The sequence below is a fragment of the Brevibacillus sp. SYP-B805 genome, from assembly GCF_011059135.1.
Taxonomy (GTDB): Bacteria; Bacillota; Bacilli; order Brevibacillales; family Brevibacillaceae; genus Brevibacillus_F.
Window position 1 is genome coordinate 23,065 of the sequence record NZ_JAALGD010000016.1, and the last position, 15,223, is coordinate 38,287.

At 56.7% G+C, this 15,223-nt stretch carries 13 protein-coding genes; 8 read left to right on the forward strand and 5 right to left on the reverse strand.

Annotated elements, in window-relative coordinates:
- Positions 1-46 precede the first annotated feature (46 nt).
- The 5 genes from G3578_RS17360 to G3578_RS17380 all read left to right on the forward strand — a co-directional run bounded on the left by G3578_RS17360 (position 47) and on the right by G3578_RS17380 (position 7,043).
- Complete coding sequence (locus tag G3578_RS17360) at positions 47-1,519, forward strand: ethanolamine ammonia-lyase reactivating factor EutA (RefSeq protein ID WP_165214249.1); 1,473 nt, start codon at positions 47-49, stop codon at positions 1,517-1,519.
- Positions 1,516-2,877 carry an ethanolamine ammonia-lyase subunit EutB gene (locus tag G3578_RS17365; protein ID WP_165214251.1) on the forward strand — a complete coding sequence of 454 codons (1,362 nt, stop codon included), beginning with the start codon at positions 1,516-1,518 and terminating at the stop codon, positions 2,875-2,877. Before G3578_RS17360 ends, G3578_RS17365 begins: the two co-directional genes overlap by 4 nt.
- Positions 2,878-2,892: 15 nt before the next feature.
- The gene (gene eutC, locus G3578_RS17370; protein ID WP_165214253.1) at positions 2,893-3,777 is read left to right on the forward strand and encodes an ethanolamine ammonia-lyase subunit EutC; all 885 of its coding nucleotides are present in this window, start codon (positions 2,893-2,895) and stop codon (positions 3,775-3,777) included.
- A gap of 21 nt (positions 3,778-3,798) precedes the next feature.
- Complete coding sequence (gene mdh / locus G3578_RS17375; RefSeq protein WP_165214255.1) at positions 3,799-4,743, forward strand: malate dehydrogenase; 945 nt, start codon at positions 3,799-3,801, stop codon at positions 4,741-4,743.
- Positions 4,744-4,976: 233 nt separating this feature from the next.
- The gene (locus tag G3578_RS17380; RefSeq protein ID WP_165214257.1) at positions 4,977-7,043 is read left to right on the forward strand and encodes a methyl-accepting chemotaxis protein; all 2,067 of its coding nucleotides are present in this window, start codon (positions 4,977-4,979) and stop codon (positions 7,041-7,043) included.
- Positions 7,044-7,214: 171 nt separating this feature from the next.
- On the opposite strand, the gene G3578_RS17385 is transcribed toward G3578_RS17380, so the two are convergent.
- Positions 7,215-8,246, reverse strand: coding sequence for a M23 family metallopeptidase (locus tag G3578_RS17385; protein WP_481752756.1), 1,032 nt, complete (start codon positions 8,244-8,246; stop codon positions 7,215-7,217).
- A 141-nt stretch (positions 8,247-8,387) separates the two neighbouring features.
- Here G3578_RS17385 and larC2 point away from each other — a divergent pair, with 141 nt between their 5' ends.
- Entirely contained in the window at positions 8,388-9,353 is a 966-nt protein-coding gene (gene larC2, locus G3578_RS17390) for a nickel pincer cofactor biosynthesis protein LarC2 (RefSeq protein ID WP_241254691.1), read from the forward strand.
- Here larC2 and larC read toward each other — a convergent pair whose 3' ends face one another.
- Positions 9,354-10,196 carry a nickel pincer cofactor biosynthesis protein LarC gene (gene larC / locus G3578_RS17395; protein ID WP_165214261.1) on the reverse strand — a complete coding sequence of 281 codons (843 nt, stop codon included), beginning with the start codon at positions 10,194-10,196 and terminating at the stop codon, positions 9,354-9,356. It abuts the gene before it with no gap.
- 100 nt (positions 10,197-10,296) lie between these two features.
- The gene (locus G3578_RS17400; protein ID WP_165214263.1) at positions 10,297-11,496 is read right to left on the reverse strand and encodes an ornithine cyclodeaminase, nickel-pincer nucleotide-dependent; all 1,200 of its coding nucleotides are present in this window, start codon (positions 11,494-11,496) and stop codon (positions 10,297-10,299) included.
- 193 nt (positions 11,497-11,689) lie between these two features.
- Between G3578_RS17400 and lipA the strand changes: the two genes are divergently transcribed.
- Positions 11,690-12,577 carry a lipoyl synthase gene (lipA, locus tag G3578_RS17405; RefSeq protein ID WP_165214265.1) on the forward strand — a complete coding sequence of 296 codons (888 nt, stop codon included), beginning with the start codon at positions 11,690-11,692 and terminating at the stop codon, positions 12,575-12,577.
- Positions 12,578-12,629: 52 nt separating this feature from the next.
- Here lipA and G3578_RS17410 read toward each other — a convergent pair whose 3' ends face one another.
- Positions 12,630-13,556 carry a YhcN/YlaJ family sporulation lipoprotein gene (locus G3578_RS17410; RefSeq protein WP_165214267.1) on the reverse strand — a complete coding sequence of 309 codons (927 nt, stop codon included), beginning with the start codon at positions 13,554-13,556 and terminating at the stop codon, positions 12,630-12,632.
- 133 nt (positions 13,557-13,689) lie between these two features.
- Here G3578_RS17410 and G3578_RS17415 point away from each other — a divergent pair, with 133 nt between their 5' ends.
- A complete protein-coding gene (locus tag G3578_RS17415) occupies positions 13,690-14,340 on the forward strand; it encodes a YutD family protein (protein ID WP_165214269.1) in 651 nt (216 codons plus the stop codon).
- Between the two features lie 188 nt (positions 14,341-14,528).
- Here G3578_RS17415 and G3578_RS17420 read toward each other — a convergent pair whose 3' ends face one another.
- Positions 14,529-14,936 (reverse strand): hypothetical protein, encoded by a 408-nt coding sequence (locus tag G3578_RS17420; RefSeq protein WP_165214271.1) that lies wholly within the window; start codon positions 14,934-14,936, stop codon positions 14,529-14,531.
- Positions 14,937-15,223: the final 287 nt, after the last annotated feature.

Consider the following 15,223-nt stretch of genomic DNA (forward strand, 5'->3'; position numbering starts at 1 on the left):
GCTTCGCACTGAAAGGAACAGGGCCTCACAGGAAGCGGGTGTTGAAATGGAAGAACAATGGATCACCAGCGTCGGAATCGATTTGGGAACCAGCACGACCAAATTTATCGTGAGCCGGCTGCGTTTGGGGAGAATGTCCAGCGCCTTTTCGCTGCCGCGGTTTCAAATCGTCGAGCGAAAACTGGTCTACGCCAGCCCGATTTATTCCACTCCGTTGAAAAACAAAGAGGAGATCGACGTCGAGCAGGTTTCCCGCATTCTGCGCGAGGAGTATGAAAAAGCCCAAATCAAGCAATCCGACATCAAATCAGGAGCGGTCATTATCACCGGGGAAACGGCGACCAAACGGAATGCGCAGCAGATCGTCCATTTGTTGGCGGATCGTTCCGGGGATTTCGTTGTCGCCACAGCGGGCGCCGACCTGGAGGGGGTGCTGGCGGGCAAAGGCTCCGGGGCGGAAGCACGTTCCAGGCAGATCCAGGGCGTGATCGCCAACATCGATATCGGGGGAGGAACGGCCAACGTCGCTTTCTTTCACCGGGGGAAGGCGATCGGGACGGTTACGTTTCACGTGGGCGGCCGTCTGATTCGGCTGGATCAACACGGCCTTATCCACTATCTTTCCCCGGCGATTCAGCCATGGCTGCAGCAGAACGGGTTTCACCTGCAGGAAAAGCAGACCATCGATTACCAAACGCTGGAGAAGATTACCCGGCTCCTGGCGAGAAGCATGTTTTCCTGGCTGCTTGGTCAGGGAGAGCAGTACCATGCGCATCTGCTCATCTTGGGAACCATCCCGCAGGAGATCCCCGCCATCGAGGAAGTGATGATCTCGGGAGGCGTCGGGCATCTGATGACGCAGCCGCATCCGCACAGTCTGGCCGAGGTTGCGGTGTACGGAGACATGGGGCCGCTGCTTGGTCCTGTCATCAAGGCAGAAGCGCAATCCTATCCGTTCCGGCTGGTGGCGGCGGAGCAAACGGTGCGGGCAACGGTGATCGGGGCGGGCATGCAAAGCACCGAGATCAGCGGATCAACGGTATTTTTGAAGCCGCAGCTGCTGCCGCTAAAAAATATCCCCGTCTTGAAGGTGGAGATCACGGATCGCCATCTGTCCGATCCGGCTGTGCTGCAGGAGGAGATCAACCGCCTGATGCAGTTGGGAAAAACGCTGTTTGATCCCACGGCTTCTCCTCCCTTTGCCATCGCGATGACCGGCATCTCCTACTGTTCCTACAGCGCCCTGCAGCTGATCGCCGAAGAGTTGTCCAACGCTTTTCGCGCGCATTTTCCATCAAGCGGGCTGATGGTGGTCATTTGCGAAAACGATATGGCCAAAGCGCTGGGGCAATCGTTATCGATCCGCTGCAAAGATCAGCCGCAGGTGATCTGCATTGACCAGGTGAAAGTGGAGCATGGCGATTACATTGATCTGGGAGAGCCGATCTCTCATGCCATGATTCCCGTCATAGTCAAAACGCTGGCATTTCATGAAAGCTCGTTTGGGGTGACACAATGAAAACCAAAATTACGCTCTTGGGGCAAACGTATCAGTTTCGGGATTTGAAAGAAATCATGGCGAAAGCGAATGAGGAAAAGTCGGGAGACCAGTTGGCCGGTATCGCGGCAGCCGATGCCAGAGAACGCGTGGCGGCCAAACAGATTCTGGCGGATCTGACCTTGAGCGACATCCGCAACAATCCCCTTTTGCCTCCGGAAGAAGATGAGGTTTCGCGTGTCATCGAGGAAGGCGTCAATGAGAAAATCTACGAGAGCATCAAGAATTGGAGCGTAGCCGAGCTGCGCGAATACATCTTGAGCCATGACACGGGATCGGATGAGCTGAAACGGATAAGCCGCGGGTTGACCAGCGAGATGGTGGCCGCCGTGGCCAAGCTGATGTCCAATCTGGATTTGATTCAAGCGGCGAAAAAAATGGAAAATCCCACCCACTGCAACATCACGATCGGCCAAAAGGGGGTTTTGGCGGGAAGGGCGCAGCCCAACCATCCCACCGACAATCTGCAAGGCATCAAAGCATCCTTGTATGAGGCGTTGAGTTACGGGATCGGGGACGCGGTGATCGGGGTGAACCCCGTGATTGATACGACGGACAGCGTGAAGGATATTCTGCTGATGACCAAAGAAGTGATGACCAAATGGGAGATCCCGACGCAAAACTGCGTGCTGGCCCACGTCACCACCCAGATGCGGGCGATCAGGCAGGGGGCGCCCGCTGATCTGATCTTCCAAAGCCTGGCGGGTACCGAATTGGGCAACAAGGCGTTCGGCATCAATGTGGAGCTGCTGCAGGAAGCGGACGAGCTGATTCGCACCCAGGGAACCGGCACCGGTCCAAACCTCTGGTATTTCGAAACCGGCCAGGGGTCCGAGCTGTCGGCGGAGGCGCATTTCGGGATCGACCAGGTCACGCTGGAATCACGCTGCTACGGCTTGGCGCGTAGGTTCAACCCCTTTATCGTCAATACCGTGGTTGGCTTTATCGGCCCCGAATATCTCTACGACAGCAAACAGGTGATCCGGGCTGGATTGGAAGACCATTTCATGGGCAAACTGCAGGGCCTGCCGATGGGCGTGGACGTTTGCTACACCAACCACATGAAAGCGGACCAGAATGATATGGATAATCTGGCGGTTCTGCTGGCATCCGCTGGGGTGAATTACCTGATCGGCGTGCCCATGGCGGATGACTGCATGCTCAACTATCAATCGACCAGCTACCATGATATTGCGACCCTGCGGGAACTGCTCGGCCTTCGTCCGGCGCCTGCCTTTGAAAAGTGGTTGGAAAAAATGGGGCTGATGGAAAACGGCAAATTAACGCCGCATGCCGGAGATCCCACCATTTTTATGTAAAAGGAGGTGGCATCGATGAGAGAAGAGATCCAATTGGAGACGTTGCTGGAAAAGGTCATGGCGGAACTGGAGAAAAAGCTGGGCAGGGAAGGAACGTCCCTGTCGAAAGAGCAGGCGACAGAGGCGGTGATCCACGCGGCGAACATGCACGCCGAGGATGAAAAAACGGATGAACCCCGCTCGTTGATTCCCTCGCCGAAATGGCAAGAGGGATTGGCGGAGCTGATTGCCAGCACCCCGGCACGGATCGGCGTGTGGCGCGCAGGAACCCGGCCGATGACCAAAACCATGCTGCAGCTGCGCCGTGACCATGCGGCTGCCGTGGACGCCGTCTACGGCGAAGTCAGCGATGCGCTCTTGCGGGAGTTTGATTTGTTTACGGTGGAGACCCGGTTCGAAAATACGGAAATCTATTTGAAACGGCCGGATCTGGGGCGCATCATCACGGAGCAGGGTGTAAAAACGATCAAGGAAAAATGCAAACCGAAGCCGCAGGTGCAGATCGTGGTGTCCGACGGCTTGAGCGCCAACGCGATTGAAGCCAATCTGCGCGATGTCTTTCCGGCTTTGCTGGATTCGCTTCGCTCTTACGGGTTGAGCTGGGGCACCCCGTTTTTTATCAAAGGCGGACGCGTGGCCTGCATGGATCACATCGGGGAGATCCTGCAGCCGGAAGTGATGGTGCTGCTGATCGGCGAGCGGCCCGGTCTGGTGTCGGCCAACTCGATGAGCGCCTACATGTGCTATCGCCCGCGCAAAGGGATGGTGGAGTCGGAGCGGACGGTGATTTCCAATATCCACAAGGGCGGCACACCCCCCATCGAAGCGGGGGCGCATATCGGAACGATTCTGAGCAAGATGCTGGAACAAAAAGCGAGCGGTGTGCATCTCATCATCTGATCAGGTCTGGAGGAAGAGAACATGGCATTTACCCGAAAAAAGATTGCGGTTATCGGCAGCGGTTTTACCGGTGCGACAACGGCTTTTCTGCTGGCTCAAAAAGAGTTGGGGGATATCGTCATGGTGGACATTCCCCAACTGGAGAATCCCACAAAAGGAAAAGCGCTCGACATGTTGGAGTCCTCTCCCGTCTTGGGCTTTGATGCGAACCTGACAGGCACCTCCGATTATGCGGATATCCGCAACGCCGACATCGTCATCATCACCGCGGGGATTGCGCGCAAACCGGGCATGTCGCGGGATGATCTGGTCAATACCAATGCCAGCATCATGCGGTCCGTTGCCGAACAGGTGAAAACGCACGCCCCCCATTCCATTGTCATCATCCTGTCCAATCCGGTTGATGCGATGACCTATACCTTCTACAAGACGTCCGGCTTCCCGAAAGAACGGGTGATCGGCCAATCCGGCGTGCTGGATACCGCTCGTTTCCGCACCTTTGTAGCGATGGAATTGGGCGTCTCCGTCGAGGATGTGTCCGGCTTTGTGCTGGGCGGCCACGGCGACGACATGGTTCCGCTCATCCGCTATTCCTATGCCGGGGGAATCCCGTTGGAGAAGCTGATCCCCAAAGATCGTCTGGATGCGATCGTCGAACGGACGCGCAAAGGCGGCGGAGAAATCGTCAATTTGCTGGGCAACGGGTCGGCCTACTATGCACCTGCAGCGTCGCTCGTCCAGATGGTCGAAGCCATCCTGAAGGACAAGAAACGCATTTTGCCCGCCATCGCCTATTTGCAAGGGGAGTATGGCTATCGCGACCTGTGTCTCGGCGTACCGACGCTCTTGGGCGGCAAGGGGTTGGAAAAAGTGATCGAATTGGAGCTGACCGCAGAAGAAAAAGCCGCGCTGGACAAGTCGGCAGCATCCGTGCGTGCGGTCATGGCGGTGCTCGGTTCATCCTGAGACACGGCAGCCGGACAGGTGTGCTTCTCCCGCAAGCGGTCTGAAGGGATCGTCTGTTCCCTCTTCTCCTCCTCCCATTCCTTTAGCCTGTTCTGGATCTGGAAGCGGCCGCGTTACCCCAGCTATCGCCCAAAAATTTACATAAGGAAAATTTTGAATTTAATGTTTTATTTGGGAGAAGATGGGGTAGATAAGGAGAAAGGAATACTATTCAAAATAAGGAGGCAGGCAACGTGAGGTTGCTTCAGTTTAAGACGATCAACAGGAGAACGATGTTTTTTGTGCTGCCGGTAATTATTCTCGGTATCGCCATTGCAATGGGGTTCATCTTTTTCCGAAGCTACCAGCTGTCTCAAACATTGATTAACGAGAAAATGGAAAATCAGTTGGATGCAACGGTGCATGAGATTGAAACCAAATTGACTGCACACAGCCGGATTGCCGTAACGTTGGCGAGAAGCGTGGAATCGGTCGGTCACACACTGAACAAGGATGACTTTGCGGCATTGTTGAAAAACGCCGTTTCCCAGAATCGCGAGACGTTTGGGGCGGGTATCTTTTATGAGCCTTTCAAATACAAGGGAGATCTCAAGTATTTCGGCCCATATGTATATAAGGATTACAGCAAAAACGGTGAAATTACATACACGGACGATCTGAGCACGCCGGAATACGACTATCCGCATTGGGATTGGTACAAAATCGCGATCAATACGTCACAGCCGGTCGTCTGGTCTGATCCTTATTTTGATGAGAACACCAATGTGGCGATGGTCACATCGACAGCGCCTTTCTATGACGGACAAAAGAAGTTCCTGGGTGTGGCCACCGGAGATATCGATTTGACCAGCCTGCAAAAAATGGTCTCCGAACTGAAAGTGGGCCGCACAGGTTATGCTTTCCTTCTCGACCAAAACGGTACCTATCTGGCGGCGCGTGAATCGGAAAAGTTGATGAAGGTAAAAATTACAGAGGAACAAAACCAGGCCGTTGCTTCCCTGGGGAAGGAAATCATGAGCAAGGAAAACGGGGCGACCTCGTTCAAGGAGGGGAGAGACGTCTATCACGTCTACTATAAGACGGTGCCAGGCACCGGCTGGAAACTGGCCTTTGTCTTGAACGAAACCGAGGTTTACCAGCCGATCAATGAGATGACATGGGCGGTTGCTCCGGTCATGGTGATTGCCATCTTGCTGGTTGTCCTGAGCATTCTGTATAACAGCCGCTACATCAACAGAAACATCCGTCAGGTCAACGAAGTTGTGTCTGCCATGGCGCAGGGGGATTTTTCCTGTACCATTCCGGTGAACGGAACGGATGAATTCGCCCAGATGGGCAGTCAACTCAATAAAATGGGGGAACAGCTCCGTTCGATCATCGAGAAAGTTTCTCTTCATTCCCAACAGGTGGCGGCGACCTCGGAACAATTGGCCGCCATCGTCGAAGAGAACAGCAAGGCGACCGAACAGATTACCCACGCCGTTCAAACGATTGCAGTGGGTGCTGATGAACAGATGTCGATCAGCGATCGCGCTGTGCAGGTTGTAGCTGAGATTACGAACGGGATGGATCAGATCGCCTCCCGTACACAGATGGTTGCCGAAACGGCGCAAAAGGCTTCTGATATCGCCAATAACGGAAACGAAGTCGTCGAGGGCTCCATTCATCAGATGAATTTCATTGATCAAAAAGTAAAAGCATGTTCGGAAGCAATCAACATTCTGCATGCCAAATCCCAAGAGATCAACCAGATTACCTCGTTGATCACTTCCATAGCGGCGCAAACCAACCTGCTTGCATTAAACGCAGCCATTGAATCGGCAAGAGCCGGGGAATACGGCAAAGGATTCGCGGTGGTTGCCGATGAGGTGCGCAAGCTGGCGGAACAGTCAGGAGAGGCCGCAAGCCAGATTAACGAATTGATCAGCGATATTCAGCAGGAGATCGAGAAAGCGGTCGCTTCGATGAACGATGGTGCCGTTGCCGTGCATAAAGGCATCTTGATGGTCGATAACGCCGGCAGTTCGTTCAGGGAGATTTTGACTGCCGTCTTTGCAGTATCGGAACAATCCCGTGAAGTGAGCTCGGCCGTTGAGCAGATTCATGCAAGCACAGCGACGATGATGTCCTTGTCCCAACAGCTTGCTCATATTTCCAAGGAGGCTGCCGTGAATACGCAGCATGCAGCCGCCTCAACGGAAGAACAGAACGCTACCATGGAGGAAATATCCAGCTCTGCCCAAAATCTTGCCAATATGGCAAACGAATTGCAAGACGCCCTTCAAATATTCAAATGGTAAGCAGACTCGGCATGGCAGGCGTCTGCGTGGTCCGGTTGCCACAGGCAGCCGAACCGGCAATGGAATAACGCGAAAGAAACCGGGAGCGTGACAGCTCCCGGTTTGTGCTGAAAAGACCCGTCATGTCACGGATGATGGTCTCGCCGATCGTTCCCGTACCCGCGGGCGGTATCACCATTTTTTCTTGCTGCGCATCTGTCTTTCCCATCTCTTTAGATACGGATAAGGGTCAAAGGCCCATTCGGCATCGCCCATGTCCCGGTACATCCCGTAATGAAGATGCGGAGGAAACTTGCCGGACGTGCCCGGTTTGCCGTAACCGGAGCTGCCCACATAACCGATCACCTGTCCGGGCTCGACAATATCTCCCACCTTCAACCCTTTTTTAAAGGCGGACAAATGGGCGAAGTAATGATACACGTTGTCCATGTCGCGCATGCCGATTCGCCAGCCGCCGAAGCGGTTCCAGCCAATCACTTCGATCATGCCGTAGGAGGTGCTGAGCACCGGGGTGCCATAGTCGGCAAAAATATCGGTCCCTTCATGGATTCGCCGGCCCCCCCACCCGCGCGCGTCTCCCCAGGTGTTGTTGTAGCTGCATTCATAACGCCGCGGAATGGGGAATACATGCCGTCCCAGATCGAGCGTCTGATATTTGTCGTAAATGGTCGCGAACTGGTCGATCGTCTTCACCGCGCGATCCCGTTTGTAATACATCCACAAACCGATGCGAAAATCTTCGCGGGCATAGCCGTATTCGCTCAGGAATCGGATGATGCTGGTTAATACATCGATGTCGTCATGCTGATCGGCTCTGCCATCCCCGTTGCCGTCCACGCCGATGCCGCCGAAGAAGGAGATGGACGATTCATCTGTGTCCTGCTCGTCCGGATTCAGATAGCCAGACCAGACGAACGGAGGAATCGTAATCGCCGTTAAGCGGTCCGACGGGGCTTCTCCCTTTTTCCGTTTTTGCATCGAGCGCTCATATTGGTCGATGGCGGCCAGATAAACCCAGGGGATCCCGTACAGGCCCTCCATTTGCTGAAAAAGGGCAAGCCGATTCTGCAAGGTCTTGTCCGCCGCTTGCTGCTTTTCCGGCGGCCTGGCGGGGATTTTGGCGGCTGACGCGGCAAAATCGAACGGAAGCAGGCATAAGACGAGCAGCATGCTGATTGCAACATAGGGGCGCATGGAACGCAACCGTCTCCCTTCAGCCGAGAGTCTCCTTTGTAGTTTCTGCCAGCAGGTCGGAATTAATCGCGATACTTTTTACCATCCCTGGCAGGGAAACGGGCGGGATTGTTGTATGATCAAAAAAGGAAATCAAGGGGAGCGAGGGAGATGACGATGACGATCTACATCCAGAGCGACAGGCCGCTCACGCTGGAGGCGCTGCGGAAACCCTGGCGGGAGATTCTGGGACAGCCCCGGGGAGAAGAGCCGGCGAACAGGGAATGGGCCGAGCGTTTGCTTGCCGAGGCCCAACGCTTTCGGGAGGGAATGGCGGACACCGTCTGGACGCGGGAGGAGGAAGCCCTCAGGGAACTGGCCGCGTCGCGCAGCATCCTGAAAGGGGACGTCTTTGCAAGCCCGCTCGTGGTGCCAGCAGGACTGCCGGTTCGCCTGCTTCCGCTGCTGGAAGGGATGGCCGTTGGCAGCGGCTGCGGCCAAGCGGCGGAGAGGGCGCTGTCTCCCCTGGCCCTGCTCTGGCTGAAAGCGATGGGCGTCCGCTTTCTTCCAGCGGTTCCGCCGGGCGTAGTTCGCCGGGTGGCTGCGGGGGAGGGGATAGCGGTACTCGAGATCGGGCATGAGGGCGCGGTGCCCCGTGTCCGGGAAGAACGGCGGCACGGGGAGGAGCATATCGACGAAGGCATGGTGATGATCCAGGCCAATCTGGACGACGCCAGCCCGGAATGGATGGCGTACGCGATGGAACGGCTGCTTGCCGCCGGGGCCAACGACGTGTCGTTTTTGCCCATGACCATGAAAAAAAGCAGGCCCGGCATGCTCCTGCAGGTGCTTTGTTACCAGAGTGACCTCGAGATGATGAAAAGCATTGTGTTCACCGAGACGACGACGTTTGGGCTCCGCTATTTTCCGGTCGCCGTTCATCGCCTTGGCCGCCGTTTTGCCACGGTTGCCACCCGGTGGGGCGACGTGCGGGTAAAGATCGGCTTCCATCGCGGGGAGAGGGTGCAGGTGTCGCCGGAGTATGAGATGTGCGCCCGACTGGCCAAGGAAGCGGGCGTGCCCCTGCAGACCGTTTATGAAGAGGCGCGCCGACTTGCCCAGGAAATGGATGCATGATTATGCACGGCCGACAAGCACGCGCAGCACATTGGGCTGATCCGGCAGGTCGCGTGTTCCCGCGCCATAGCCGACCGCATCGACGGTCATGGAGGGAACCGGCCCGAATTGTTTCACCAGGGCAGCGGCAAGCCCCGCCCCTGTCGGCGTCGTCAATTCCTTCTGGATGGCTGTGCTGCGCAGCGGAATCCCTTTCAACATCTCCATCGTCGCCGGCGCGGGGACCGGATAAAGGCCGTGGTCGCAGCGGACATAGCCGTTGCCGGTCGGGACGGGTCCGCAGTACAGCTGGTCGATGCCGAGATCTTCCAGCGCCAGGGCGATTCCGACCACATCCACGATGGAATCGATGGCGCCGACTTCGTGGAAATGAACCGTCTCCACCGGGATGTTATGGATCTTGGCTTCCGCCTCGCCGATTTTCGCAAAAACAGCGAGGGCCCGGGCCGTGACCCGCGGGTGCAGGTTGGCCTGTTCAATCATCTGCACGATCTCCTTGTAGCGGCGATGCTCGTGGTGGTGGTGCCCCCCGTCACCGTGATGATGGTGGTGATGATGGTGATCCCCATCGCTGTGATGGTGGTGGTGATGACCGTGGGAGAGCACCCGCAGTTCCTTGCGATGGCCATCCTGCTGACGGGCATGTTCCTCGTCGATTACCTCCACCTTCAAGGCGCTTACGCCGTTTTTGACCACCTGCCGCCACTCGAGGCGAAAGGCGCCCAGCGGCAATTTGCGCAATTCCTCTTCGATCCGGACGCGGTCGGCTCCGGCGTCGACCAATGCCGCCAGCGTCATGTCTCCGCTGATCCCGGAGAAGCAGTCCAGATAAGCGATCCGCATAGGTTTCACTCCTTTTTCCACAACGCCAAAACCGCCGCGACAATCGCACCCACCCGGCGCTGCCGAGTGGGTGGAACGTTCGCTCAAGTCGGCGGGTTATTTACAATTCCTTTTCCAGCATCGTCAGGAACAAGCCGACATCCGTCACGACCCCCACCGTTTGGGAGGAGCCGCGGTCCATCAGCTTGGTGACCACCGCCGGGTTGATATCCACGCAGACCGTCTTGATCCAGCTTGGCATCATGTTGCCGGTGCCGATCGCGTGCAGCATGGTGGAGAGCATGATCACCATGTCGGCATCCGCCACCTGTTCCGCATAGGCGGCCTGCGCTTCGATCAGGTCCATCATGGTGTCCGGCAGCGGACCATCGTCGCGGATGGAGCCCGCCAGTACGAACGGCACCTGATGTTTGACGCATTCGTACATGATCCCGCTCGTGAGCGTGCCGTCCGCCACCGCTGCGGCGATGGAGCCGGAACGATTGATCGCGTTGATGGCGCGCATGTGGTTCTTGTGGCCGCCCCTGACCACGGAACCGGTATCCAGGTTGACCCCAAGCGAGGTGCCGAACAAGGCCCGCTCGATATCGTGGACCGCCAGCGCGTTGCCTGACAGCAGGGCGTTCACATAGCCTTTGCGAATCAGGTTTTGGAACGCTTCCTGACCGCCCGTATGGATCACGACGGGCCCTGCCACAAAGACAATCCTGCCTTGGCGCGCACGGATCTGCTTCATCTCTTCCGCCAGTTTCTTGACGATAACCTCCACCCGGCGTTCCGAACTTACTTCGTTGGACATGAAGGAGAATTCGGTGCCGGTCTCTTCGGCTTGCGGCAGGACGAGGCGGACGCCACTGCTGCCGCAAACGATCAGGTCCCCTTTTTTGATGTCACGCAGTTTGACGCAATGCACCTCATTTCCCTTTACCACCAGACAGGCGTCCATCCGTTGATACTTGGCCCGGACCCAGGTGCCATTGAGGAATACTTCGGTGGCATGGTTGGTGGTGGAGTAGAAATCGTCCGGCACCACCTTGTCTTTTTCTGCCGGTTTGATGGTTACCGTCTCCTCCGCGCGCGGGATGGTACAGCCGAGATTGATCAGCTCGTTCAGGATCAGCTCGATCTTGTCCTCCGGCAAATCCAGGGCGATTTTGGCTACCGATTCATCATCGACCTGATCGCCGACGCTCAGCTGCAGCACGCGGTATTTCCCGTTGTACTGCTCCACAGAAGCGTCGATCTGCTTCAAAATGTTGTCGCGGATGATGTGGCCGCGCACTTCAATGACCTGCTCCATGTTGCGGTTCCTCCTAATCTGAGCGCTCACTGTATCCTACCAATACTATATATGCTGTCCCAGTTCGATCCAAGTAGTTGCGGCAAAATGGATGTTTATGCAGTCGGCAACTCTCCGGGCGGTGTTGCCCCGAAGGAGGCCATTCCTCTATAATAGGAGAGACCACTGAAGCAGCGAGGAGTGAATGGGCCGTATGATACAGCGCAAACCGGAGTGGCTCAAGATCAATCTGGTGTCTGGCGAAGAACTGGCAGCTTTCAAAGAGTTGAAACATACCATGCGCAGCAAAACGCTGCACACGGTATGTGAAGAAGCGAAATGTCCCAATATCCATGAATGCTGGGCAAATCGTACGGCTACATTCATGATTTTAGGTGATATATGCACGCGCGCGTGCCGTTTTTGCGCGGTCAAGACGGGCTTGCCGACCGAGCTTGATCTGGCCGAACCGGAACGCGTGGCCGAGGCGGCGGAACAGATGGGGCTGAAGCATGTCGTCGTGACATCCGTCGCCCGAGACGACTTGGCCGATGGCGGAGCGTCCGTTTTCGCGGCCACCATCAAAGCGATCCGCAAGCGCCTGCCGCTGGCTGCGGTGGAAGTGCTGATCCCCGATTTTCAAGGCAACTGGGATGCTCTGAAAACGGTGATGGATGCCCGTCCGGACGTGCTGAACCACAATATTGAAGCGGTGCGCCGCCTGTCCGATCGCGTCCGTGCCCGGGCCAAGTACGACCGAACGCTTGAACTGCTGAAAAGAGCCAAGGAGATGCAGCCGGACATTCCGACGAAGTCAAGCCTGATGATCGGCGTGGGGGAGACGTTCGAGGAAATCCTGGAAACGATGGACGATTTGCGTGCCGTCGACGTCAACATCATGACGATCGGCCAATACCTGCAGCCGACGAAGAAGCATCTCCCGGTGGAGAAATATTATCATCCCGACGAGTTCAAGGCGCTGAAAGAGGAAGGCATGAAGCGCGGTTTCAGCCACGTGGAGGCGGGGCCGCTGGTGCGCAGCTCCTACCATGCCCATGAGCAGGCCCATGCGGCCAGGGATGCGATTGCCCAGGCAACTTAACGGCCTCTCACGCAAACATTCCCCTATGGTTGTGCATAGGGGAATGTTTTTGTTACCTTCCTGTTGTTCCTTTGCCGGTCATGCCGCCCATTTGCGTGGTACGGTTGGAGCCTTTGCTGCGCATCTCATCCCCGTCAACAAGGCCGCCAAAGCTGCGGATCAGCGCGTCAATGTGACGCTCTTCCTGCGTGGCGTTGGCATTCAGGCGGGAGGATTGGCTGGCGATGCGCGTCATTTCGTTGATCATCTGCGGATTATCGGTGACATACACCTTGTAGTAGCGCGGAGATACGGACATGGCGTTCATCCGGGCCTGGGATTTGGCCGTACGGCTGTCGGTACCGCGCGTATGCAGCCCGACAAACACTTCTTCATCCGTCACGAGCACGGTAGAGGTGACAACGCCGGGGCAGCTTGCCGTAACGTTGCCGACTGCGCGGGCAAGAGCATCGCGGTCTACGTGGATGTTGGGAACGGCATTGGATCGCAGGCTGTTCCGGTGGACGGTGGCATAGCCGATGTGCGGATTCGCCTGCGTACCGAGAGTGCCCATGCCCCTGTCGCGATAGATCGACAATGGCCCATGGACCCTGCCGCGCGTGCCCGCCGTCCCGTCAAAGCCAGGAAAGTTCCCAAGACCGCGGAAACCGGTATTGTTGCTTGTCATGCCGTAATACCCATCGGTCCGGTTCAAGCCGAATGCAGTGTTGTCCGCGCCGGTGCCATACGCGCCCCAGCGTCCGGTATTCCAGCCGAGAGCACCGTCGGTTGTGCCATAGGCGGGCGTGCCGTAAGCGGCTCCATAGCCGTCATAGGCGGTGATGCCGGTTGTTCCGGTACGCGGGTACACGGGAGCGGCCTGGTTTCGAACCGCTGCGCCATCGTAACGGTTCGTATAGTTGGGCGCAGCATTGTTCGCACAAGCTGTTGCCATCAGTGTCAGGCCAGCAATCGCGCCAATCAGCCAACTTTTTTTCATGGTTACACCCCCTGCATCTAGCGTGCCCCCTCGGAACCTCCCGTTTTCGTGGGAATTTTATGTCCAAACCCAAAAAATGTGGTAAGATGGGGGAAATGAGTCCGAAGTATGGCCACGAAGGGGAGGAAGCGCCTTGATCCGCACGCAGGCAGGGGTCTTTGAACTGGTAGAGGAATACCGGGGCGGTTGGAATCAGGAAGCGTTCAAGGAGCGCTACAGCGATATATTGGATAAGTATGACTATGTCGTGGGCGACTGGGGATACGGGCAGCTGCGGCTGCGCGGCTTTTACGACAGCATGAACCGCAAAGTGCCGTTTGAACAAAGAATTGACTATCTGGACGAGTACCTGCAGGAATTCTGCAACTTCGGCTGCCCGTACTTCGTCCTGCACCGGGTCAAGGGGGCCCGACTGCCGGAGGGGGCGGGATCCCCAACGGAAGCGGAGGAATCCGCACAGGAGCGTCAGGAACGGTTCACGCGCTACGAACGTCCCGAACGTTACGAGCGGCAGTCCGGCAATGGCGACAGAAGGGAACGACCGGGACGTCCGTCAGGCCCGCGGGGGGATCGGGAAGACCGGCAGTCGGCAGGCCAGCAGGGGAAACAGGGGCAAGCCCGTTCCGACCGCACGGAACGGCTTGGCAAGCCGCGGCAGGAGCAGCCCGGCCGCGACAAGGGAAAAGGGGAGCGCCCGTCCAAAGAGAGACGGGGAATGAATCAATACCGCCCCAACCGGGAGAAAGTATCCACCAATTCGGCAAACAATGAGAATCGCCCGTAAGAACCCCCGCCGACTTGAGCTTTGTTTAACCCCAAAAAGTGACGTTGACCTTCGAAGCATAGTCCGAGTACTTTTTGGGGACCCCTGAACATGTCGGCGGGGGCCCCCAACCTTTATATAAGAAAGAGCGCCTCATCCGCACCTGGTTGCGGATGAGGCGTTTTTCGATGCACCACGATGGCTGCGCGTTAATCACGTTCCTCGTCGGATCCGTCATCATCGATCGCCTGCCCATAAACCGGACGAAATCCAAAGGGGTCCGCCCACGGGGAGAAAGGGGATCCGAAGAAGGGAGTCTGCCCAAAAAAGGGCGCCTGCCCAAAGAAAGGTTGCTGCCCAAAGAAAGGTTGCTGCGCAAAGAAGGGAGTCGACAGATAGAAAGGCGCCTGCTGAAAGAAGGGTGTCTGCTGATAGGGAATGGGATACGGATACGGAAACGGTAAGGGCTGTGGAAAGAAGAACGGTGTAGGGGGGAAGGGCGGCGGGAATGGGATAAAGTCTTCGAAACTGTCGCAATCCTGTTTGCGTCTACGCCGGGGAAAACCGACGGGAACCGGCTTCCGTTTTTCCTGTTGATCATGGTCATACGGTTGCATACTCGTTCGCACTCCTCACATGGCATAGATTATTTTTACACCAGCAGTATACGCGCCCGCCAAGAATAGGCGAATTGTCCAGCCCGAAATGGGCGAACGCCCGCAAGCAGGAACAGCGTTGGGGCGATCAACCAATGCCCGCCCCCCGCAGCGGATACGGGCATCATGAAAAAAGACCCGGGCAACGCTTCTTTTCGTTTGCCCGGGTCTTTTGCTCGTATATCAGAAAGTTTAGACTCTTTAAAGCGATAAAGCGAAGTGAGAAAGGTTGGGGGCCCCCGCCGACA

Coding starts and splice junctions, on each gene's coding strand:
- G3578_RS17360 (WP_165214249.1), top strand. CDS start 47: ATGGAAGAACAATGGATCACCAGCGTCGGAATCGATTTGGGAACCAGC.
- G3578_RS17365 (WP_165214251.1), top strand. CDS start 1,516: ATGAAAACCAAAATTACGCTCTTGGGGCAAACGTATCAGTTTCGGGAT.
- eutC (WP_165214253.1), top strand. CDS start 2,893: ATGAGAGAAGAGATCCAATTGGAGACGTTGCTGGAAAAGGTCATGGCG.
- mdh (WP_165214255.1), top strand. CDS start 3,799: ATGGCATTTACCCGAAAAAAGATTGCGGTTATCGGCAGCGGTTTTACC.
- larC2 (WP_241254691.1), top strand. CDS start 8,388: ATGACGATGACGATCTACATCCAGAGCGACAGGCCGCTCACGCTGGAG.
- larC (WP_165214261.1), bottom strand. CDS start 10,196: ATGCGGATCGCTTATCTGGACTGCTTCTCCGGGATCAGCGGAGACATG.
- G3578_RS17400 (WP_165214263.1), bottom strand. CDS start 11,496: ATGGAGCAGGTCATTGAAGTGCGCGGCCACATCATCCGCGACAACATT.
- lipA (WP_165214265.1), top strand. CDS start 11,690: ATGATACAGCGCAAACCGGAGTGGCTCAAGATCAATCTGGTGTCTGGC.
- G3578_RS17410 (WP_165214267.1), bottom strand. CDS start 13,556: ATGAAAAAAAGTTGGCTGATTGGCGCGATTGCTGGCCTGACACTGATG.
- G3578_RS17420 (WP_165214271.1), bottom strand. CDS start 14,936: ATGCAACCGTATGACCATGATCAACAGGAAAAACGGAAGCCGGTTCCC.